The sequence below is a fragment of the Pseudomonas sp. genome (assembly GCF_033723075.1).
Taxonomy (GTDB): Bacteria; Pseudomonadota; Gammaproteobacteria; order Pseudomonadales; family Pseudomonadaceae; genus Aquipseudomonas.
On the sequence record NZ_JAWVXU010000019.1, the window covers coordinates 16,151 to 35,220 of the forward strand.

Here is a 19,070-nt window from a genome sequence, read left to right on the forward strand (position 1 = left end):
CAATCGGTTAATCGAAGGGATAGGGCAGCTGCCGGCGCTCGAACAGCGGGCGCAAACTGCCCTGCTCGACCAGCTGCGTCATGCGTCGATCGAACAACTGGGCCAAGGCCCGGCCACGCGGATTATCGGCAAAGCCCAGATACAGCGGCAAGCGGGTCAACCGGGTGACCCGATAGCGAGCCCGGTCGGCTGCACCCTCGAGCACCTCATCGACCTCGGTCTGAGCATCGATGTAGAAATCCGCATGACCGTAATCGAGCATGGGAAGAATACCGCTGCGGCGCTGAATTTCCCGGTAGTGCTTCAGGTTTGGCAAATAACGCTGATATTCATAGCCACGCATCCACACCAGACGAAACTCGCCAAGCGTTGCCTGACTCGGCACCGGCTGATCGACCGAGCCCAGCGCACTGATCTGATCGACGTCGTAATGCCAGCGCGGGTAGAACACACCCTCGTCCACCTCATTGCGGTAGGAACCGACCCAGGCATCGGCTTCACCGCGCTGCACCAGGCCGATGGAGCGGGTATAGGGCACGCTCTGGATCACCAGCTCGATGCCTTCGGGGCCGAACACCTGACGCAGAACATCCCAGGCCAGACCACTACCGTCGGCATGGGTATGGCCTTGCCAGACCTCGCTGGCCAGGCGGATTTCCTGCGGCGCAGCCGGCTCGGCCAGGGCGCATGAGCAGCCCAGCACGCCCAGCAGTATCGCCAACCAGCATCTCGCCATGATCGATCTCGCTGCGTTTACAGGCCCAACCCACTGGCCAGACCACTGGCCCAGCCCCACACGAGCAACTGCATGGCCAGCCAGGCGAAGACCCCGGCCAGCACATCGTCGAGCATGATACCGACACCGCCATGCACATGCCGGTCGATCCAGCTGATCGGCCAGGGCTTGAGGATGTCGAACAGGCGGAACAGCAGGAAACCCACCAGCAGCCAGCCCCAGCCTTCCGGCACCAGCCACAGGGTGATCCACATGCCGACCATTTCGTCCCAGACGATGCCTTCATGGTCATGCACGCGCAGGTCTTCGGCCACCTTGCCGCACAGCCAGAAGCCGAACAGCATGGTGATGCCAAGCATCAGCCAGTAGCCCCAGTCCGGCAGCATCTGCCACAGCGGTATAAACGGCAGCGCCACCAGCGAGCCCCAGGTGCCCGGTGCTTTGGGCAAGGTGCCCGAGCCGAAGCCGAAGGCGATGAAATGCCACGGATTGCGCCATACCGATGGCGGCACGCTTAGCGGTTCAGTCACCGTCACTCCCAAAATGTTGATAGCCCCGCTCCTGCGGCGTGACGCCTTGACCGTGTTGATCCAGCAGTTGTACGCCCGAGCCGGCTGCGACGCGACCGATCACATGCACCGGCCAGCCCTGGGCCTGCAAGCCGGCGAGATGCTCGGCCGGCAGGGTAAAGGCCAACAGGTAATCGTCGCCACCGCTCAGTGCGCAGTCACGCGCGCCAGCGGCACCGAGCAGGGCCAGCAGCGCCTGCGACAACGGCAGGCGCGCCTGCTCGATCAGTAGCGCCACGCCCGAGGCGACGGCGATATGCCCACAGTCGGCCAGCAGGCCATCGGAGATGTCCAGCGCCGCCGTGGCCTTGCCGCGCAGCGCCACGCCCAAGCCAAGCTGCGGTCGCGGCGACCAATAGCGCGCCAGCAGGGGCTCGGCAATCTCGGCCGGCGCTTGCCGCTGACCGAGCACCAGCGCCAAGGCACCGGCGCCGTCGCCCAGCTCACCGCCCACGCAGAGCAAATCGCCGACCCGGGCGCCGGCCCGGGTCAACGCCAGGCCACGGGGCACCCGGCCGAACACGGTCAGGGTCAGCGTCAGCGGTCCGCGCGAGGTATCGCCGCCGATCAGGCGCACGGCGCAGTCCTGCGCCATGCGATCGAGGCCACGGGCGAAGGCTTGCAGCCAGGCCGGTTCGGCGCCGGGCAGGGTCAAGGCCAGGGTGAAGCCGATGGGGGTCGCGCCCATGGCGGCCAGGTCGCTGACCGACACGCCCAGCGCGCGCTGGGCCAGCAGAAAGGGATCGGCCGCCTCGGGGAAATGCACCCCGGCAACCAGGGTGTCGGTGGAAACCGCCAGCTGTTCGCCAGCCGGCAGCTCCAGTAGCGCGCAGTCGTCGCCGATGCCCAGCGCCACACCTGCGCCGGCCTGTGCGCAGGCCGCCGCGGCGAAGTAACGACGAATCAGCTCGAACTCACCCACGGGCGGCAACGCCTGCCAGGTGCGCCGCGTCACACGCCGCGACCAGGCAGGTCTCGACCCGGCTTGGAGGAGGCAACCCGCAGCAGCCGTTCAAGAGGCTGTCAGCGCCGGTTGGCGCGGACTTCGTCCGCCCGCAGACGTGGCGCCAGCTTGTCCAGCACGCCGTTGACGAATTTGTGTCCGTCGGTGGCGCCGAACACCTTGGCCAACTCGATGCCTTCGTTGATCACCACCCGGTAGGGCACATCGAGGCGGTTCTTCAGCTCGTAGGTGGACAGCCGCAGAATCGACAGTTCGACCGGGTCGATCTCGGCGATCGGACGATCCAGCAGGATCTCGAAGGCACCGTCGATCTCGCTTTTCTGCCGCGGCACGCCGTGCAGGATCTCGTGGAAGTAGGCGCCGTCGACCGTGCTGAAATCGTTATCGACGCGAAACTGCGCCTCGATCTCGTTCAACTGCTGACCAGCCATGTGCCAGGAGTACAGCGCCTGCATGGCCAGGGTGCGCGCCTGACGACGCGCCAGGGTCTTGCCACTCGGCGCTTTCGGGCCCTTGGCTGGCTGCGGCTTTTGCGGGCTACCGTCGTTCTGGCTCACTTGGCCTCCAACTGCGCCAGCAGGCTGACCATTTCCAGGGCGGACAGTGCAGCTTCCGCACCCTTGTTGCCGGCCTTGGTGCCGGAACGTTCGATGGCTTGCTCGATGGAGTCGACAGTCAGCACACCGAAGGCCACCGGTACGCCGAACTCCATGGACACCTGGGCCAGGCCCTTGGTGCATTCGCCGGCGACGTATTCGAAATGCGGCGTGCCGCCACGGATCACCGCGCCGAGGGCGATGATCGCGTCGAACTCGCTACGCTGGGCGATTTTCTGTGCCACCAGGGGGATCTCGAAGGCACCCGGCGCGCGGATGATGGTGATGTCGCTTTCGCTCACACCATGGCGAACCAGGGTGTCAACGGCGCCGCTTACCAGGCTTTCGACAACGAAGCTGTTGAAGCGGCCGACCACCAGGGCGAAGCGGCCCTTGGGGGCGATGAAAGTACCTTCGATGGTCTTCAGGGTCATAAAACAATTCTCATATAGCGTTAAAGAGCCAGGGGGCAGAAAATCTATAGTCCAACGGAACAGCGCCTAGCGAGCGCCGGACAGACAAGGCGGAAACAGGCGAGGCTGCGCAGTTTACTGGAGTAAATGAGCAAGCCGAACCTGTTTGCAACGCAGCATGTCCGAGCGCAGTAGCGCGGCGATCGTTATTCAGCGGGCAGGTATTCTACAACTTCCAGGTCGAAACCGGATATCGCATTGAACTTCATCGGCGAGCTCATCAGGCGCATCTTGCGCACGCCGAGGTCGCGGAGGATCTGCGAGCCGGCACCGACGGTGCTGTAGGTGGTCGGATTGGCCACTTTCGCCTCGCCGCCCAACTGCCGCTCCAGGTGCGCCAGCAAGTCCGGGCCGGTCAGCGGGTTGCCCAGCAGCAGCACCACGCCGCTACCATCCTTGGCGACTTGCGCCATGGCTGCACGCAGGCTCCAGCGGCCGGGCTGGTTGACCATGAACAGGTCGCGCAGCGGGTCCATGTTGTGCACCCGCACCAGGGTCGGCTCATCCGCGCAGATGGTGCCCAGGGTCAGCGCCATGTGCACATCGTTCTCCACCGAATCGCGGTAGGTCACCAGGTTGAACTGGCCCAGCTCGCTGTCGAGCACCTGCTCGCTGACGCGCTCGACGGTGCGCTCATGGATCAGCCGGTAGTGGATCAGGTCGGCGATGGTGCCGATCTTGATGCCGTGCTCGGCGGCGAACTCTTCCAGCTCGGGGCGACGGGACATGGTGCCGTCGTCGTTCATGATCTCGCAGATCACCCCGCTCGGCTCGAAGCCACCCATGCGCGCCAGGTCGCAGGCCGCTTCGGTATGTCCGGCCCGGGCCAGCACACCACCGGGCTGGGCCATCAGCGGAAAGATATGACCGGGACTGACAATATCGTCGGCTACCGCGTTTCTGGCGGCGGCGGCCTGCACGGTGCGCGCGCGGTCGGCGGCGGAGATACCGGTGGTGACCCCGACGGCGGCCTCGATCGAGACGGTGAACTTGGTGCCGAAGCCGGAACCGTTGCGCGGCGCCATCAGCGGCAGCTTGAGCAGTTCGCAGCGCTCGCGGGTCATCGGCATGCAGATCAGGCCGCGGGCGAAACGTGCCATGAAGTTGATGTGCTCGGCCTTGACGCACTCGGAGGCGATGATCAGATCGCCTTCGTTTTCGCGATCCTCGTCATCCATGAGGATGACCATCTTGCCGGCGCGGATGTCTTCGATCAGTTCTTCGATGCTGTTGAGAGCCATGCTGGCGATTCCTTAATTCTTCAGGTAGCCGTGTTCGGCCAGAAAACTTTCCGTCATGCCCGGGGCATTCGGCTCGGCGGCCTTGTCGCCGAGCAGCAAACGCTCCAGGTAACGCGCCAGCAGATCCACTTCCAGGTTGACCTGACTGCCGGGGCGATAGTCGGCCATGATGGTCTCCGCCAGGGTATGCGGCACTATGGTCAGCTCGAATTCGGCGCCATTCACCGCATTGACGGTCAGGCTGGTGCCGTCGACGGTGATCGAGCCCTTGTGGGCGATGTATTTGGCCAGTTCGCGCGGCGCACGGATGGTGAATTGCACGGCGCGGGCGTTATCGGCGCGGGCGATGACTTCACCGACACCGTCGACATGGCCGCTGACCAGATGGCCGCCGAGGCGACTGGATGGCGTCAGGGCCTTTTCCAGGTTGACCGGGCTGCCGGGCTTCAAGTCGATAAAGGCAGTGCGGGCCAGGGTTTCGCGGCTGACATCGGCCCAGAAACCGTCGCCGGGCAGCGCCACCGCGGTCAGGCAGACGCCGTTGACCGCGATGCTGTCGCCCAGCTTGACGTCGCCCAGGTCGAGCTTACCGGTGGCCACATGGACACGCACGTCGCCGCCCCTGGGCGTCAGCGCACGAATGCTGCCAATGGATTCGATTATGCCGGTGAACATGGGTCCTCCGGTACGCGAGTGATGATGTTGAACAGCATGAATGAACTCCTGTTTGGTCAAAACAGGGCAATGCCGATCGATAGGGATTTCACGGGTACGCACAGGGCGCCCGAGGAGGGAATCCCGCTCTCTCTTTATCCGGACTATACCGTCGGCCCCGGAATCACACCGGGTCTGCTGTCCTTGCCCGGGCTGCTTACGCAACCCGGGCAAGCGCTCGCGGGCTAGATGCACTGCATCATTACCGCCGGTGGGGAATCACACCCCGCCCTGAGAACGTTGCGGCCACCAATGGTGGCCGAGACGCGTTTTACCATAATTGCCGCCCGACTGCATCGCCGCGCGACGGCTTGTACTGGCCGATGGCCGATATGCCACAGCGTGCATGCCGGCCTACGACAGGGGGTTGGCCACCCGTAGGAGCGGGCCATGCCCGCGATGCTCTTGTTGCTCGCGAGCATGGGCTGGCCGCCCCCGCCGCGCCTACACCACCCCACCCGCAACCGTCAGCCCTCGCGCTGCGGCACCGCGATGATCCGCCAGTCGTCGCCGACCGCGCGCATCTCGACGATCTTCAGCGCCTGCGCCTCGGCCATGCGTGCCAGCGGCAGTTCGAGCAAGGGCCGCGCGCTGGAGCCGAGAAACTTCGGCGCGACGAACAACTGGTACTCATCGACCAGGCCCTCGCGGGTGAAGGCCCCGGCCAGGCGCGGCCCGGCCTCGACCAGCACTTCGTTGGCGCCACGCCCGGCCAGTTCAGTCAGCAGTTTGTGCAGATCGACATGGCCGCTACTGCCCGGCACGGCCAGCAGTTCGTGACCGGCACCCAGGTAGCGTTCACGCGCCGTAGCGGCCGCGCAGGTCGCCACCAACGTCGCGCCAGCCTGAAAGAAAGGCGCAGCCAGCGGCACCCGCAGGCGTCCGTCGACCAGCACCCGCAAGGGTGGTCGGGTCATGGCCAGCGCCGTCAGCTCGGCATCCAGGCCCAGTTCATCGGGGCGCACGGTCAGGCGGGCGTTGTCCGCCAACACCGTGTCGGCACCGGTCAGTACCACGCTGGCGCGGGCGCGCAAACACTGCACCGCGGCACGGGCAGCCGGTCCGGTAATCCACTGGCTCTCGCCGCTGGCCATGGCGGTGCGACCGTCCAGGCTCATTGCCAACTTGACCCGCACGAAGGGCAAGCCCTGCTCCATGCGCTTGATGAAGCCGGCGTTGAGCATCCGCGCTTCTGCTTCCAGCACACCACTTTGCACTGCAATCCCGGCCTGCATCAGGCGCGCCAGGCCATTGCCGGCGACCTGCGGATTGGGATCCTGCATGGCCACCACCACCCGCGCGACGCCGGCGGCGACCAGCGCATCGGCGCACGGCGGAGTACGGCCATGATGACTGCAGGGCTCCAGGGTCACATAGGCGGTGGCGCCACGCGCCTGCGCGCCGGCCTGGCGCAGCGCATGCACCTCGGCGTGCGGCTCACCCGTGCGCACATGCCAGCCTTCGCCGACGACCTGCCCATCGCGGGCGATGACGCAGCCGACACGCGGGTTCGGGTGAGTCGAATACAGGCCCTTGCGGGCCAGCTCCAGGGCGCGAGCCATGCAGGCATGATCGAAGCCCATCATTGCTCTTTCGCGGGTTCGCGGGACAGCCGGTCGATTTCCTCGCGGAATTCGTTGAGATCCTGGAAGCGTCGGTAGACCGAGGCGAAGCGGATATAGGCGACCTCATCGAGTTTTTGCAACTCGCTCATCACCAGCTCGCCGAGCACCAACGACTTGATCTCGCGCTCGCCGGTGGCGCGCAGCTGGTGCTTGATATGGGCAATCGCCGCCTCCAGACGCTCGATGCTCACCGGGCGTTTCTCCAGGGCGCGCTGCATGCCGGCACGCAGCTTGTCTTCGTCGAACGGCTGGCGACTGCCGTCCTGCTTGATCAGCCGCGGCATCACCAGCTCGGCGGTTTCAAAGGTGGTGAAACGCTCTTCGCAAGCCAGGCATTCGCGCCGACGACGCACTTGCCCGCCCTCGGCGACCAGGCGCGAATCGATGACCTTGGTGTCGTTGGCACCGCAGAAGGGACAGTGCATAGGAGGGCAGCCACCTTGAACAGGAAAGCGCCATGGTAGCGCATCCCGCGGGCAAGACAAGCCGAGGACTTTGCGCTATACAGGCGCGCGCCCAGCTACTCTTTCCCGGCACACCGCTTCTTTCAGGCCTACCACTTTGATGAACATTGTCATGCGACTGCTCGCTCCACCCACCCTCGCCGGACTGCTCGCGGCCTGCGCCGGTGCCCCCGCCGTGCCGCCCCAACCCACGACCAAGCCGACACCGGAAGCAAGCATCGCGGCAGCGCCTGCCCCCCTGCCGGCACACCTGCGCGAACTCAGTGGCCGCCTGCTCGGCGTCCCCAGGGATGGCGAAGTCGAACTGGCCCTGCTGCTGGTCGATGCGCGCGGCCTGCCCCAGGGCCTGTTGGGCAATATTCAGCTGACCGGCAACGGCGCGACCCTGCCCTTTCGCCTGCCCTTCAACCCGAAAGCCTTTATTCCTGGGGTCCAGGTCGAGCTGCGCGGCCGGGTCAATCGAGCCGGCCGCCTGATCCTGCGCCTGCCGCCGCAACCGATTCGCCACAGCGACAGCCAGCAACTCGGCGAGTTGCAACTGGTACCCGCGCCATGAATCCACCGGCTCGCTTGCACACGGCACTGCACGAACTGCTCGGCGATGCGCAACTGACCGTCGCCACCCTGCCCGCTACCGAGCTGAAACTCTGGCTGATCGATGCCGCCAATATGGCGCGCGCCTTCAACCCGGAGGAGACCCGGCGCATTCTCGAGGAGCCGCCCTACTGGTGCTTCTGCTGGGCCAGCGGCCTGGTCCTGGCGCGCTGGCTGGCCGAGCACCCGCAGTGGGTGCGCGGCAAGCGCGTACTGGATTTCGGTGCCGGCTCCGGCATCGCGGCAATTGCGGCGGCCAAGGCGGGCGCCCTCGAAGTGGTGGCCTGCGACCTCGACCCGCTAGCCCTCGAGGCCTGCCGGGCCAATGCCGCACTCAACCAGGTGGAACTGGGCTACTCGGCGGACTTCTTCCAGGAAGCCGACCGTTTCGACCTGATCCTGGTCGCCGACGCGCTCTACGACCGCGCCAACCTGCCGCTGCTCGACCAGTTCCTCAGCCGCGGCCGCCAGGCGCTGGTGGCCGATTCGCGAGTGCGCGACTTCCAGCATCCGCTGTACCGGCGCCTTGGCGTGATGGACGCCTGCACCTGGCCGGACCTGGCCGAGCCCGCCGAATTTCGCCAGGTCAGCCTGTATCACGCACAGCGCGACTAAAACACGCCTTGTTTCCGCAAACAGGCGCCCACATTTATAGTGACAGCCATTTTTCGCCCAGCGAGACCGACCATGAGCGACACCTCTTATATTTTTGACGTATCCGGCAGCGCTCAATTCGAGCAGCTGGTGATCGAGAACTCCTTCCACAAACCGGTGCTGGTCGACTTCTGGGCCGAGTGGTGCGCGCCCTGCAAGGCGCTGATGCCACTGCTGGCGCAGATCACCGAGGGCTATCAGGGCGAACTGCTGCTGGCCAAGGTCAACTGCGACCTAGAGCAGGACATAGTCGCGCGCTTCGGCATTCGCAGCCTGCCCACCGTGGTGTTGTTCAAGAACGGCCAGCCGGTCGATGGTTTCTCCGGCGCACAGCCCGAGTCGGCGATCCGCGACCTGCTCAAGCCCCACGTGGCCGAGCCGACACCCGCCACCGCCGACCCCATGGAAGCGGCCCAGGCCCTGTTCGCCGAAGGCCGCATCGGCGATGCCGAAGCCCTGCTCAAGCAGTTGCTCGGCGAAGACAACGAAAACGCCCTGGCGCTGATCCTCTATGCCCGCTGCCTGGCCGAACGCGGCGAGCTGGACGAAGCGCAAAGCGTGCTCGATGCGGTCAAGGGTGACGAACACAAGCAGGCCCTGGCCGGGGCCCGCGCGCAGCTGACCTTCCTCGGTCAGGCGGCGGACCTGCCGGACGTCGCCAGCCTGAAAACCCGCCTGGCGCAGAACGGTGCAGACGATGAGGCCACCTACCAACTGGCGATCCAGCAACTGGCCCGCCAACAATACGAGCCGGCGCTGGAGGCCCTGCTGCAGCTATTCACGCGCAACCGCACCTACGCCGACGGCCTGCCGCACAAGACCCTGTTGCAGGTCTTCGACCTGCTCGGCAACGAAGACCCGCTGGTGACCGCCTACCGGCGCAAGCTGTACCAGGCGATTTACTAGACAGACCTGGGCCTGTCGGGCCTCGCGGCTGAAGCCCCTCCCACGAGCACAGCCAGCCCTGTGGGAGGGGCTGGGCGGCAACTCTGCTTTAGCCGCGACAGGTCAGAGATGGACAACCTGTCGCTGTACGGCCACCCCATCGGTACTTGTCAACCGACCCAGTGATAGATAGGCGCATCCTCAGCGGTTTCCATGCGCACCTGGGCGCAATGGCGCAAGCGCACCAGCAGGCGTTTGGCCGCCGCCTCACTGCCGGCCAAGGCCGCCAGTTGGGCCAGCAGCTGCGGCCCTTCGACCTGCCCGGTCTGGCGCAGCAAGTCCAAGGTGGTCTGCCACAGCGCATCCGCTGCCACGACGGTGGCGACCGCTGCCGGCTCGCTGGTAACGGCAGCAGGCGCAATGTGCTGCGCCAGTTGCGCCCAGTCCTGCGCGTCCAGTTCCACTGTCAGGTCCACCGGCCAATCGCCGACCCGTCCACGGATTCGCACCATCTTGTTGCCCTCGAGTAATCGACAGGCATGCTCCCACGTCAGCCGCAGCCCGCCAAGCGGAGCTGGCCAGATGCATATAAAAGTTGTTATAACGTAACAAGTAAATTGAATCCCGACCGGAGATCACCATGCGTCGCCTGCTGCTTGCCCTGCCTTTTGCCCTGCTGCCCCTGGCCATTGCCCAGGCCAACGAGCACCAACACGCCCATGCGGACGAACACGCCGAACACGGCAGCCTCGACGCCCACGAGCATGGCGCCGCCCGGCTCAATGTGGTGCTCGATGGTCAGGCCCTGGAGCTGCAGCTGGAAAGCCCGGCAATGAACCTGGCGGGTTTCGAACATGCCGCCAACAGCGCCGCCGACAAAGCCAAGGTCGCGGCGGTGCGCAACCAGTTACAAGACCCGCAGGCCTTGTTCGGCCTGAGTGCCGGCGACTGCACGCTGAGCGAAGCGGAGCTGGAAAGCGCATTGTTTGCAGATGATGAGCACGCGCACGATGGACAGCACTCCGATGAAGACGAAAGCGAGCACAGCGAAATCCATGCGCATTATCAGCTCGACTGCAAAAAGCCGAGCGAATTGAAGCAATTGAACCTGGGCGAACTGTTCAAGCGCTTCCCCGCCACCGAGAAAATTCAGGTACAACTGATCGGCCCCAGCGGCCAGCAAGGCGTCGAGTTGACACCCGCCAACGCCTCGCTGAATTTTTAATCGGCCCATTCGCCGTAGCACGGCCGAGGTAACCCGGCCGCTTCATCATGAGTTTCGCGTTGTCATGAGTTCAGCCCTGATCAGCCTGTCCAACCTCGGTTTCGCCTGGCCCGGCCAGGCGCAACTGCTGGACATTCCCAGCTTCACCCTGCAGCGCGGCGAAAGCCTGTTTCTCAAGGGCCCCAGCGGCAGCGGCAAGACCACCCTGCTCGGCCTGCTCGGCGGTGTGCAAACGCCCAATCGCGGCAGCATTCGCCTGCTCGACCAGGAACTGAGCGCACTCTCGGCCAGCGCCCGCGATCGTTTTCGCGTCGACCACACCGGCTATATCTTCCAGCAGTTCAACCTGCTGCCGTTTCTCTCGGTGCGCGAGAACGTCGAGTTGCCCTGCCACTTCTCCAGGCTGCGCGCCAGCCGCGCCATCCAGCGCCACGGCAGCATCGACCAGGCCGCCGCCACCCTGCTCGCCCACCTCGGCCTGAAAGAACCCACACTGCTCGAGCGCCGCGCCGATGAACTGTCCATCGGCCAGCAACAACGGGTCGCCGCGGCCCGCGCCCTGATCGGCCAGCCGGAACTGGTGATCGCCGACGAGCCGACTTCGGCGCTGGACGCCGATGCCCGCGAGGCCTTCCTCCAGCTACTGTTCGCCGAATGCCGCGAGGCCGGCGCCAGCCTGCTGTTCGTCAGTCACGACCAGAGCCTGGCGCGCCTGTTCGACCGCAGCCTGTCGCTGGCCGAACTCAATCGCGCCGCCACCCCGACGGAGGCCTGAAGGTGTACCTATTACGTCTGGCCCTGGCCAGCCTGGGCAACCGCCGCTTCACCGCGCTGCTCACGGTATTCGCCATCGCCCTTTCCGTTTGCCTGTTGCTGGCCGTCGAGCGGGTGCGCACGGAGGCGCGCGCCAGCTTCGCCAATACCATCAGCGGCACCGACCTGATCGTCGGTGCCCGCTCAGGCAGCGTCAATCTGCTGCTGTATTCGGTGTTCCGCATCGGCAACGCGACCAACAACATTCGCTGGGACAGCTTCGAGCGCTTCGCCGAGCACCGCCAGGTCAAGTGGGCGATTCCCATCTCCCTCGGCGACTCGCACCGCGGCTACCGGGTGATGGGCACCAGCCCGGCCTACTTCGAGCACTACCGCTATGCCCGCAGCCAGCCGCTGCAGATCAGCCAGGGCCGCGCCTTTGCCGATGATCCGTTCGAGGTGGTGCTCGGCGCGGAAGTGGCCAAGGCGCTGGACTACCGCCTCGGCGAAGAGTTGGTGCTGGCCCATGGCGTGGCCACCATCAGCCTGCTCAAGCACGACGACAAGCCCTTCCGCGTAGTCGGCATCCTCGAGCGCACCGGCACCCCGGTGGACCGCACCCTGCATATTTCCCTGACCGGGATGGAAGCGCTGCATGTCGACTGGCAGAACGGCATGCCGGCTCGCGGCGCCGGGGTGGTCAGTGCCGAGCAAGCGCGCGCAATGGAACTGCAGCCCAAACAGATCACCGCCTTTCTGTTGGGTCTCAACAGCAAGATCGCCACCTTCAGCCTGCAACGCGAGCTCAACGAGTTCCGTGGCGAGCCACTGCTGGCGATCCTGCCCGGCGTCGCCCTGCAGGAGTTGTGGAGCCTGATGGGGACGGCGGAAAAGGCGCTGTTCGTGGTCTCGCTGTTCGTGGTGTTGACCGGGCTGATCGGCATGCTTACGGCGATTCTCACCAGCCTCAACGAGCGCCGCCGGGAGATGGCGATCCTGCGCTCGGTGGGCGCGCGGCCCTGGCATATTGCCAGCCTGCTGATCCTGGAAGCCTTTGCCCTGGCGTTGGCCGGCGTGCTGCTGGGCCTGTTGCTGCTGTATCTGGGCATCGCCGGGGCGCAGGGTCACGTGCAGGCCAACTACGGTCTGTATCTGCCGCTTGACCTGCCAACGGCCTATGAGTGGACGCTGCTCGGCGCTATCCTGAGCGCCGCCCTCCTGATGGGCTGTGTGCCCGCCTGGCGTGCCTATCGGCAGTCACTGGCCGATGGCCTGTCGATTCGTTTATAACGCCGCGTTCAGGGGGTGTGAAAACGTAGCGAGCAAAGGTTAGGCAAGGCAAAAATAGGCGAGACACGAGCGCAGCGAAGTAACAGCCAACGGCTGGCCCGAAGGGCGAGCGAAACGAGTCAAGCGGAGCTTACTGGCTGTAAATGAGCATTCCGACTGGGCTCGCACCCGAGCCTCTTTTTTACGCCGAATAACCGAGCACAGTAGTTTTCACACGGCCTGTTATGACGCTTTTATCGATACGAGGTAGCACCATGCTCCGCCCCCTGCTCGCTGCTGTGCTTATCGCCCTGGCCGCGCCGTTATCGGCCGCCGAGGTGCGCGAGCTGTCCTGGTCGGACATGGTCCCGGCCGATGCGCCGCCGCAAGTGGTCGAGCCCGCGCCCATCCATGACCTGTCCCAACTCGCCGATGCCCTGTCCGAGTCCGGCCCGGCCGCTGGACAACAATCGCCTGCCGCGCCCGTGGTCAAGGAACTGGACGGTCAGGCGGTCAAGTTGCCCGGCTATATAGTGCCGCTGGATGTGACCGACGAAGGCCGCGTCACCGAGTTCCTGCTGGTGCCCTACTTCGGCGCCTGCATCCATGTACCGCCACCGCCGTCGAACCAGATCGTGCACGTCACCACCGAACTGGGCGTGCTGCTGGACGCACTCTATCAGCCGTTCTGGATCGAGGGCGCCCTGAAGGTCGAACAGAGCAGCAGTGAACTGGCCGATGCCGGCTATCAGATGCAGGCCGACAAGATCTACGCCTACGAACTGCCGGATAGCTAGCGGCGCCGACACTGACCGTAGGGTGTGTCGCCCCGACCGGTAACGATGCGCATGGCGCACCTACGCTGAACCTGCGTATCCCAGGTTCCTGGCCGTAGGGTGTGCCGTGCCGCACCAGCTTGTAATCGGTGCGCGCGGCGCACCCTACGGTTACCCGCAGCGGGCCTCAGCCGGCGCTGGCCAAGCGTTTTTCCCGCTCGAAACTCAGCTCGCTTTCCGCCCAGTTGCGCCAGGCGCGCACCTTGCTGCGCTCGGCACCGGCGCGCTCGGCCTTGGCCAATGCGTCCAGGCCGGCCTGCCAGCGGGCCTGCTCCAGCTCCAGCTGGGCCAGGTTCAGCCAATGCTTGGCACTGCCCGAACGCCCCGCCAGTTCGCGGTAGATGCGCGCCGCCGCAGCGCGCTCGCGGGCCTGCCACCAGAGCAGGGCCAGGCGCTCTTCGCGGGCAGCGGTACGCGCCAGCAGACCCTGATCGAGCAGGCCGCTGAGCAGCTTGGCGCCTTGCCAGGGCTGCTCGGCCGCGCCGGCCAGCAGCACCAGGTTGTCCAGCTCACTTTCATTGAAACGCAGACCCTTGCTGTGCGCGGTGCGCAGGGTGGCCAACGCCTTGTCGTGACTGCCGCTCAGTTGCTGCAGGGCGGCCAGTTGCCGCCAGCCCTGGGCTCGATCGGGCTGACGGCCGAGCAGCCGACGCTGCCAGCGCTCGGCCGCCGGATAGCGTTTGAGGTCGGCATTCACCGCGACGAGAAACTGCAACCAGCTGTCGCCTGCCTGCGGATTGGCCTGCACATAGCGCTCGGCCAGCGGCAGCGCCTTGGCCGGTTGACCCAGCCCCTGGAAGGCCTGCACCAGCATCTGCAGGACCTCTTCAGCGGCCGTCGCCTGCTGCGGCGCCAGCAGGCTGACAACCCGGGCGTAGCGACGTTCGGCCAGGTTGAGCCGGGCCAGGTTGAGTTGCTCGCCGGCCTGCAACTCGGCGTCCAGCTTGCCGCTGCTCAACGCCTTGCCGAGCAGCTCGATGGCCTTGGCGTTCTGCCCTTCGGCCCAGGCCAGGTAGCCGCGACTGCGCCACAGCAAGGCCTGTTCCAGACTGTCCGGCTTGGCCTTGGCCGCATCCAGCGCCCGCCTGGCCGCGGCATAGTCGCCCTGCTGCTGCGCCTCCTGGGCCGCATTCAGGGCACGAAATACGCCCGGCTCGACGCTTTGCCCGGCAGCCTGCACGGCAGCCGCCGTGCACAGAATCCATAACAGCAATAAACGCTGCATCTCAGCGACCTCCCTCAAGACGGAAGTACAGGGTTTTCACCGCTTCGCGGGCCACCGCCAGACCGCTCTCGGTCCGTGGGGCAAAGCGCCAGCGTACGGCGGCGCGGCGCGCTTCGCGCTCGAACACATTCTGCGGGCTGGCTTCGATCACCCGGATATTCTCCACCGCGCCGGCGCGGGTGATGGTAAACGCCAGCTTGACGTGCCCTTCGATACCGCGCTGCAAGGCGTAGCGCGGATAGTCCGGACTGACATCGTTGAGCGGCATCACCTCGCTTTCCGGGCCGCCGGTCTGGCCGGCGGACTCGCTTGGCGCCGGCGCGCTGGGCGCGGCGGCGCCGGCGCTCAGACCACTGAGGCTCGGGGTTGGCGCACTGTTGACGGCGATGCCGCTACTCAGACTCGGCAATTGCAGATCCAGTGCCGGCAGCGTGGCACTCGGCGTGGCGGCTACCGGCGTGGGCGGTGTCGGCGGCTGCGGGGTTTGTGGCTGCGGAGGCTGCGGCGCCTGCTGGCGGGTGCGCGTCGCGGTGTCGCTGGCATTGCCATCGAGGCGCACGAAGCTGGCCACCGTTACCGGCTCATCCGAGGGCTGGCTGCGCGGCGGCGCGACCATGTACAGCATCAAGGCGAACAGCGCCAAGGCCATCAGGCAGGCGCCGAGAAAGGCCAACGGCACACGCATCAAAGCGCTCCCGAAGTGGCGGCCAGGGCGACATCCTGCACCCCGGCCAGACGCGCCTGATCCATCACCTGGACCACCAGGCCGGTACGCGCATCCTGATCGGCCTGCACCACCACCGCGCCGTCCGGCTGGTCGACGCGCATGCGCTCGACATGGGCGCGCACGCTGCGCACGTCGACGACTTTCTTGTCCATCCACACCTGACCATCGGCGGTCACGGCGATGAGGATATTGCCCTTGTCCTGCGGGTTGGCAGTCTCCGCCTGGGGACGCTGCACTTCGACGCCGGACTCCTTGATGAAGGAGCTGGTGACGATAAAGAAGATCAGCATGATGAAAACCACGTCAAGCATCGGCGTCAGGTCGATGCCGGTGTCTTCGTCTTGCTGGTGGTGTCGGCGCATTCGCATTTTTACAGCCTCAGTCGTGACGCAGCTGGTCGGCCAGCCGCTCGAGGGCCCGGCGCGCATCGCGTTCGAGGCGTGCCAGGCTGAACAATCCGGTAATTGCCAGGACCATGCCGGCCATGGTCGGCAGGGTCGCCTGCCAGACGCCGGCGGCCATGCCGCGCGGGTTGCCGGTGCCGTTGATGGCGAGCACGTCGAACACCGCGACCATGCCGCTGACGGTGCCGAGCAAGCCGAGCAGCGGGTACATCGCCACCAGGGTCTTGCTCAGCCGCAGCGGGCCGAGCAGGCGTTGCCGCGCCTGCGCCAGCCAGGCGGCACGCACCGCCCGTTGCCAGCTGCCGTTGTCGTCCTGCAGCACTTGCTGCCAGGCCTTGCGCCGCTCGCGCCCCCACTGCGGGAAGACCCGGCGCACATACCAGAAGCGCTCGAACACCAGGGTCCAGAACACCACGCAGAGTCCGGCCAGTGCCCACATCACCACGCCGCCGGCGCTCATGAAGTCGAGCAGCGCATAGCTGCTGTCGACCAGGCGCAGCCATAAGCCGAGCCAATCAGTCACGACGCGGCGTCCCGGACAGGTGCAGGGCGATCAAGCCGGCACTTTGCTGCTCGAGCAACTGGATCAGGCTCTTGCTGCGACTGGCCAGCAGGCTGTGCAGGAACAGCAGCGGAATCGCCACCACCAGGCCCAGCACCGTGGTGACCAGGGCCTGGGAAATGCCGTCGGCCATCAGCCGCGAATCGCCGCCACCGCCCTGGGTAATGGCCTGGAAGGTGACGATCATGCCGGTCACGGTGCCGAGCAGACCGAGCAGCGGCGCCACCGCGCAGAGCAGCTTGAGCAAGCTCTGGCCTTTCTCCAGCGGCGGGGTTTCCTGCAGGATCGCCTCGTCGAGCTTCAGCTCCAGGGTCTCCAGATCGGACAGCTGCGGCCGCGGCCCCAGCACGCCGATCACCCGGCCCAGCGGATTATCGTCACGCGGCGCGCTGAGATCATGCATCTGCGCGCTCACCCCACGCCCGACCCGTGCCAGATGAAGCATGCGCCAGATAGCCAGAAGCAGACCCACCACGCCCAATGCGACTATCACCCAGCCAACCAGGCCGCCCTGTTGCAGGCGATCCCACAGGGTCGGCTGCCGCTGCAGTTGCGCTAACAACGTGCCACGACTGGGGTCGATGGGCAGGCTGGCGAGCGCTGCGCCACCCTGCAGGTAATCCTCGACCTGGCCCAACCCGGACGGCTGTCGCGGCGGTGCGAGCAACTCGCCGGCATCGGCGTCGTAACGCAAATAGGCGTCCGCGCTATAGGCCGAGAAAGCCCCGATGCGCAGCACCGACTGCTCGCTACGGTTGCCATCGGCGGCCACCACCGGCAATTGCAACTGCTCGACCCGGCCGCTGGCGGTCAGGTCTTCCAGCAGCAGCATCCAATAGCCATCGAGATCCGCGGCGGACGGCAAGGTGCGACTCTCGGCCAGCGCCTTGAGGCGCTGCAAACGCTCGGGATACTGCGCATTGAGCAGGCTGTCCTGCCATTGCCCGGCGACATCGCCGGCGCTCTGGCGAACCACACCGAACAACTCGCCCAGATGACCGACGCGCTGGCCGAGGAGTTTTTCCTGCTCGGCCAGTTCGGCCTCCTGACGGTCGAATTCGGCTTTCAAGCGCTCGGCCTGGGCCTTTTGGGTCTGCAAGGCAGCCCGCGCGCCGGCGAGCAACTGCGCCCGCTCGCCACGCTCGGCGACAAACGCCTGCTCGCGACTGTGCATGGCCGTGACTTCGGCGGCGCGTTCGCTGCGAATGCGCTGCAGCAGTTGATCCGGACTGAGCGGGGCGGCGGCACTGGCAATTGCCGGCAGCAGCGCCAAGGTCAAGATGGCGAGGACACGACGGCTCATTGCTTGGCCTCCTGGGTCAGGGTTTGCACGGGGAGATCGAGCAGGGCCGGAGCCTGTTCCTGACGAGCAATGGCAATGGCCTGATGCAATGGCCGCCGGGCACTGCCATCGAGCGTTTCCCAACTGCGGCTTTGCGGGTTCCACCAGCCACTCTCGTGGCCGTCGAGGGTCTGGTAGTAAAGCATCACCCGGCCGAGACGGAGAAACTCGACGCTGCGTGACGCGGCGCCGTCGACCGGCAGCTCGCCACGCCAGGCCTCGAGAGTGCGGCCGTAGTCGCTCTCGACCTGATAGGCCTCGAGGATACGGCGGTATTTTTCCGCCAGACTGACATCGGCACGCGGCAACAGATCCTGCAACTGCGCCAGGCGCTCGCTGCGCTCATCCGGCAGGAACGGCAGGTCGGCGGCTATGAATTCGCCGAGCACCTCGACCATCCGACGCATCTGTGGTGTCACCGCTTCCTGGGTGCGTTCGATGCCGTCCAGCTGTTCCTGGTACCCCGCCAGCTCCTGACGCTGAGCGACGACCAGCTCTTGCAGTTGCTGGTTATAGCCTTTCAGCGCTTCGGCCTGCTGCAGGGCATTGCGGTACTCACCGAGCATCTCGCGACTGGCATCGTCGAGCTGTTCGATACGCGCCTGGGACGCCTTGGCGTCGGCGGCCAGGCGCTGACTCTCATCCAGCGCGGCATCCAGTGGCGCGGCCAGCAATGGTGTACTGCTTAGCAATAGAGCGGCGGCCAGCAAACGCAGGGGGGGCAGATTCATGCGACGTGAGTCCTCGAGCGACGGGCTTATACAAAAAAGAAACATTATAACCTTTCTAAATCTAAAACTACTTCAAGGCTGGGCGATATTCGACAAACATCGTCCAGTCACTCGATCTACAGCGGGGTTCGCTCAGTCAGGCGCAGCTTGCGTCAAATGTTACTGCTGCTGACAGGCACCTCGATCCAGAGGGAATGGTCGATTGTCTGACGCAGAGCAACCCGATAAAGATAAGCATTATCAACTGCATTAGCATCATCCAGCAACCTCCCTGCCCGACTTGTACGAAATTTCTTGAGCACATCGCCGTCTCACGGAGCGGTGCACGCGACGCACGCCAAGCGCACAAGCAAGAGCACAGCGGGCCAGTGCATGAGGAGGATGGTGACGACTGAGCCGGCCAACACGCCAGCCTGTGCGGCCAAATGCCACAGGTGGCGCATGCCGCGCCCCGCAAGCAACAAACACAAGGCCTGAACCC

Annotated in this window: 23 protein-coding genes and 1 riboswitch; of the genes, 7 read left to right on the plus strand and 16 right to left on the minus strand. The window is 65.6% G+C overall.

Annotated features, from left to right (window positions below; all coding sequences use genetic code 11):
- Positions 1 to 7 precede the first annotated feature (7 nt).
- The 9 genes from R3355_RS19430 to nrdR form a co-directional block, all read right to left on the minus strand.
- Positions 8 to 736, minus strand: coding sequence for an ABC transporter substrate-binding protein (locus R3355_RS19430; protein WP_318949464.1), 729 nt, complete (start codon positions 734 to 736; stop codon positions 8 to 10).
- 17 nt (positions 737 to 753) lie between these two features.
- On the minus strand, positions 754 to 1,266 hold the full coding sequence (locus tag R3355_RS19435) for a phosphatidylglycerophosphatase A (protein ID WP_318949463.1): 513 nt from the start codon (positions 1,264 to 1,266) through the stop codon (positions 754 to 756).
- On the minus strand, positions 1,259 to 2,227 hold the full coding sequence (thiL, locus tag R3355_RS19440) for a thiamine-phosphate kinase (RefSeq protein WP_318962717.1): 969 nt from the start codon (positions 2,225 to 2,227) through the stop codon (positions 1,259 to 1,261). The genes R3355_RS19435 and thiL overlap by 8 nt, the downstream gene beginning before the upstream one ends.
- A 101-nt stretch (positions 2,228 to 2,328) precedes the next feature.
- On the minus strand, positions 2,329 to 2,826 hold the full coding sequence (nusB, locus tag R3355_RS19445) for a transcription antitermination factor NusB (protein ID WP_413243544.1): 498 nt from the start codon (positions 2,824 to 2,826) through the stop codon (positions 2,329 to 2,331).
- On the minus strand, positions 2,823 to 3,299 hold the full coding sequence (gene ribE / locus R3355_RS19450; RefSeq protein WP_079204576.1) for a 6,7-dimethyl-8-ribityllumazine synthase: 477 nt from the start codon (positions 3,297 to 3,299) through the stop codon (positions 2,823 to 2,825). The genes nusB and ribE overlap by 4 nt, the downstream gene beginning before the upstream one ends.
- A gap of 185 nt (positions 3,300 to 3,484) precedes the next feature.
- Complete coding sequence (ribBA, locus tag R3355_RS19455) at positions 3,485 to 4,579, minus strand: bifunctional 3,4-dihydroxy-2-butanone-4-phosphate synthase/GTP cyclohydrolase II (RefSeq protein ID WP_318951487.1); 1,095 nt, start codon at positions 4,577 to 4,579, stop codon at positions 3,485 to 3,487.
- A gap of 12 nt (positions 4,580 to 4,591) precedes the next feature.
- Positions 4,592 to 5,254, minus strand: coding sequence for a riboflavin synthase (locus R3355_RS19460; RefSeq protein ID WP_318962677.1), 663 nt, complete (start codon positions 5,252 to 5,254; stop codon positions 4,592 to 4,594).
- A 121-nt stretch (positions 5,255 to 5,375) separates the two neighbouring features.
- Positions 5,376 to 5,536: riboswitch (FMN riboswitch) on the minus strand.
- A 224-nt stretch (positions 5,537 to 5,760) separates the two neighbouring features.
- A complete protein-coding gene (gene ribD / locus R3355_RS19465) occupies positions 5,761 to 6,879 on the minus strand; it encodes a bifunctional diaminohydroxyphosphoribosylaminopyrimidine deaminase/5-amino-6-(5-phosphoribosylamino)uracil reductase RibD (RefSeq protein ID WP_318962678.1) in 1,119 nt (372 codons plus the stop codon).
- The gene (gene nrdR, locus R3355_RS19470) at positions 6,876 to 7,343 is read right to left on the minus strand and encodes a transcriptional regulator NrdR (protein ID WP_172149991.1); all 468 of its coding nucleotides are present in this window, start codon (positions 7,341 to 7,343) and stop codon (positions 6,876 to 6,878) included. Before nrdR ends, ribD begins: the two co-directional genes overlap by 4 nt.
- 151 nt (positions 7,344 to 7,494) lie before the next feature.
- Here nrdR and R3355_RS19475 point away from each other — a divergent pair, with 151 nt between their 5' ends.
- The 3 genes from R3355_RS19475 (at position 7,495) to trxA (ending at position 9,536) form a co-directional block, all read left to right on the plus strand.
- Entirely contained in the window at positions 7,495 to 7,938 is a 444-nt protein-coding gene (locus tag R3355_RS19475; protein WP_318962679.1) for a hypothetical protein, read from the plus strand.
- Complete coding sequence (locus tag R3355_RS19480; protein WP_318962680.1) at positions 7,935 to 8,591, plus strand: class I SAM-dependent methyltransferase; 657 nt, start codon at positions 7,935 to 7,937, stop codon at positions 8,589 to 8,591. Before R3355_RS19475 ends, R3355_RS19480 begins: the two co-directional genes overlap by 4 nt.
- A 72-nt stretch (positions 8,592 to 8,663) precedes the next feature.
- A complete protein-coding gene (gene trxA, locus R3355_RS19485; RefSeq protein WP_318962681.1) occupies positions 8,664 to 9,536 on the plus strand; it encodes a thioredoxin in 873 nt (290 codons plus the stop codon).
- Between the two features lie 149 nt (positions 9,537 to 9,685).
- Here the strand turns inward: trxA and R3355_RS19490 are convergent, their stop codons facing one another.
- Entirely contained in the window at positions 9,686 to 10,027 is a 342-nt protein-coding gene (locus R3355_RS19490) for a hypothetical protein (protein WP_318962682.1), read from the minus strand.
- A gap of 128 nt (positions 10,028 to 10,155) precedes the next feature.
- Between R3355_RS19490 and R3355_RS19495 the strand changes: the two genes are divergently transcribed.
- The 4 genes from R3355_RS19495 to R3355_RS19510 all read left to right on the plus strand — a co-directional run bounded on the left by R3355_RS19495 (position 10,156) and on the right by R3355_RS19510 (position 13,559).
- The gene (locus R3355_RS19495; RefSeq protein ID WP_318962683.1) at positions 10,156 to 10,740 is read left to right on the plus strand and encodes a DUF2796 domain-containing protein; all 585 of its coding nucleotides are present in this window, start codon (positions 10,156 to 10,158) and stop codon (positions 10,738 to 10,740) included.
- Positions 10,741 to 10,804: 64 nt separating this feature from the next.
- Complete coding sequence (locus tag R3355_RS19500) at positions 10,805 to 11,515, plus strand: ABC transporter ATP-binding protein (protein WP_318962684.1); 711 nt, start codon at positions 10,805 to 10,807, stop codon at positions 11,513 to 11,515.
- Positions 11,516 to 11,517: 2 nt separating this feature from the next.
- On the plus strand, positions 11,518 to 12,783 hold the full coding sequence (locus tag R3355_RS19505) for an ABC transporter permease (RefSeq protein ID WP_318962685.1): 1,266 nt from the start codon (positions 11,518 to 11,520) through the stop codon (positions 12,781 to 12,783).
- A gap of 254 nt (positions 12,784 to 13,037) precedes the next feature.
- Complete coding sequence (locus R3355_RS19510) at positions 13,038 to 13,559, plus strand: DUF3299 domain-containing protein (RefSeq protein ID WP_318962686.1); 522 nt, start codon at positions 13,038 to 13,040, stop codon at positions 13,557 to 13,559.
- Between the two features lie 166 nt (positions 13,560 to 13,725).
- Here R3355_RS19510 and R3355_RS19515 read toward each other — a convergent pair whose 3' ends face one another.
- Genes R3355_RS19515 through R3355_RS19540 form a run of 6 tightly spaced genes read right to left on the minus strand, consistent with a single transcriptional unit; the run spans position 13,726 to position 18,589 of the window.
- Positions 13,726 to 14,823, minus strand: a complete 1,098-nt coding sequence (locus R3355_RS19515) for a hypothetical protein (protein ID WP_318962687.1) — start codon at positions 14,821 to 14,823, stop codon at positions 13,726 to 13,728.
- Between the two features lies 1 nt (position 14,824).
- Positions 14,825 to 15,508: a TonB family protein gene (locus R3355_RS19520; protein WP_318962688.1), complete on the minus strand. Its 684-nt coding sequence runs from the start codon at positions 15,506 to 15,508 to the stop codon at positions 14,825 to 14,827.
- Positions 15,508 to 15,918 carry a biopolymer transporter ExbD gene (locus R3355_RS19525; protein WP_318948580.1) on the minus strand — a complete coding sequence of 137 codons (411 nt, stop codon included), beginning with the start codon at positions 15,916 to 15,918 and terminating at the stop codon, positions 15,508 to 15,510. Before R3355_RS19525 ends, R3355_RS19520 begins: the two co-directional genes overlap by 1 nt.
- A 10-nt stretch (positions 15,919 to 15,928) precedes the next feature.
- Positions 15,929 to 16,414 (minus strand): MotA/TolQ/ExbB proton channel family protein, encoded by a 486-nt coding sequence (locus R3355_RS19530; RefSeq protein WP_318962719.1) that lies wholly within the window; start codon positions 16,412 to 16,414, stop codon positions 15,929 to 15,931.
- A 55-nt stretch (positions 16,415 to 16,469) separates the two neighbouring features.
- Positions 16,470 to 17,819, minus strand: coding sequence for a MotA/TolQ/ExbB proton channel family protein (locus tag R3355_RS19535; protein WP_318962689.1), 1,350 nt, complete (start codon positions 17,817 to 17,819; stop codon positions 16,470 to 16,472).
- Positions 17,816 to 18,589, minus strand: coding sequence for a DUF3450 domain-containing protein (locus R3355_RS19540; RefSeq protein ID WP_318962690.1), 774 nt, complete (start codon positions 18,587 to 18,589; stop codon positions 17,816 to 17,818). The genes R3355_RS19535 and R3355_RS19540 overlap by 4 nt, the downstream gene beginning before the upstream one ends.
- Positions 18,590 to 19,070 lie beyond the last annotated feature (481 nt).

What these genes read in the sequence shown, in the direction of transcription:
- R3355_RS19430 (WP_318949464.1), bottom strand. Translation starts at nt 736, where the DNA reads ATGGCGAGATGCTGGTTGGCGATACTGCTGGGCGTGCTGGGCTGCTCA.
- ribE (WP_079204576.1), bottom strand. Translation starts at nt 3,299, where the DNA reads ATGACCCTGAAGACCATCGAAGGTACTTTCATCGCCCCCAAGGGCCGC.
- ribBA (WP_318951487.1), bottom strand. Translation starts at nt 4,579, where the DNA reads ATGGCTCTCAACAGCATCGAAGAACTGATCGAAGACATCCGCGCCGGC.
- R3355_RS19460 (WP_318962677.1), bottom strand. Translation starts at nt 5,254, where the DNA reads ATGTTCACCGGCATAATCGAATCCATTGGCAGCATTCGTGCGCTGACG.
- ribD (WP_318962678.1), bottom strand. Translation starts at nt 6,879, where the DNA reads ATGATGGGCTTCGATCATGCCTGCATGGCTCGCGCCCTGGAGCTGGCC.
- nrdR (WP_172149991.1), bottom strand. Translation starts at nt 7,343, where the DNA reads ATGCACTGTCCCTTCTGCGGTGCCAACGACACCAAGGTCATCGATTCG.
- R3355_RS19475 (WP_318962679.1), top strand. Translation starts at nt 7,495, where the DNA reads ATGCGACTGCTCGCTCCACCCACCCTCGCCGGACTGCTCGCGGCCTGC.
- R3355_RS19480 (WP_318962680.1), top strand. Translation starts at nt 7,935, where the DNA reads ATGAATCCACCGGCTCGCTTGCACACGGCACTGCACGAACTGCTCGGC.
- trxA (WP_318962681.1), top strand. Translation starts at nt 8,664, where the DNA reads ATGAGCGACACCTCTTATATTTTTGACGTATCCGGCAGCGCTCAATTC.
- R3355_RS19490 (WP_318962682.1), bottom strand. Translation starts at nt 10,027, where the DNA reads ATGGTGCGAATCCGTGGACGGGTCGGCGATTGGCCGGTGGACCTGACA.
- R3355_RS19495 (WP_318962683.1), top strand. Translation starts at nt 10,156, where the DNA reads ATGCGTCGCCTGCTGCTTGCCCTGCCTTTTGCCCTGCTGCCCCTGGCC.
- R3355_RS19500 (WP_318962684.1), top strand. Translation starts at nt 10,805, where the DNA reads ATGAGTTCAGCCCTGATCAGCCTGTCCAACCTCGGTTTCGCCTGGCCC.
- R3355_RS19510 (WP_318962686.1), top strand. Translation starts at nt 13,038, where the DNA reads ATGCTCCGCCCCCTGCTCGCTGCTGTGCTTATCGCCCTGGCCGCGCCG.
- R3355_RS19515 (WP_318962687.1), bottom strand. Translation starts at nt 14,823, where the DNA reads ATGCAGCGTTTATTGCTGTTATGGATTCTGTGCACGGCGGCTGCCGTG.
- R3355_RS19520 (WP_318962688.1), bottom strand. Translation starts at nt 15,508, where the DNA reads ATGCGTGTGCCGTTGGCCTTTCTCGGCGCCTGCCTGATGGCCTTGGCG.
- R3355_RS19525 (WP_318948580.1), bottom strand. Translation starts at nt 15,918, where the DNA reads ATGCGAATGCGCCGACACCACCAGCAAGACGAAGACACCGGCATCGAC.
- R3355_RS19530 (WP_318962719.1), bottom strand. Translation starts at nt 16,414, where the DNA reads ATGAGCGCCGGCGGCGTGGTGATGTGGGCACTGGCCGGACTCTGCGTG.
- R3355_RS19535 (WP_318962689.1), bottom strand. Translation starts at nt 17,819, where the DNA reads ATGAGCCGTCGTGTCCTCGCCATCTTGACCTTGGCGCTGCTGCCGGCA.
- R3355_RS19540 (WP_318962690.1), bottom strand. Translation starts at nt 18,589, where the DNA reads ATGAATCTGCCCCCCCTGCGTTTGCTGGCCGCCGCTCTATTGCTAAGC.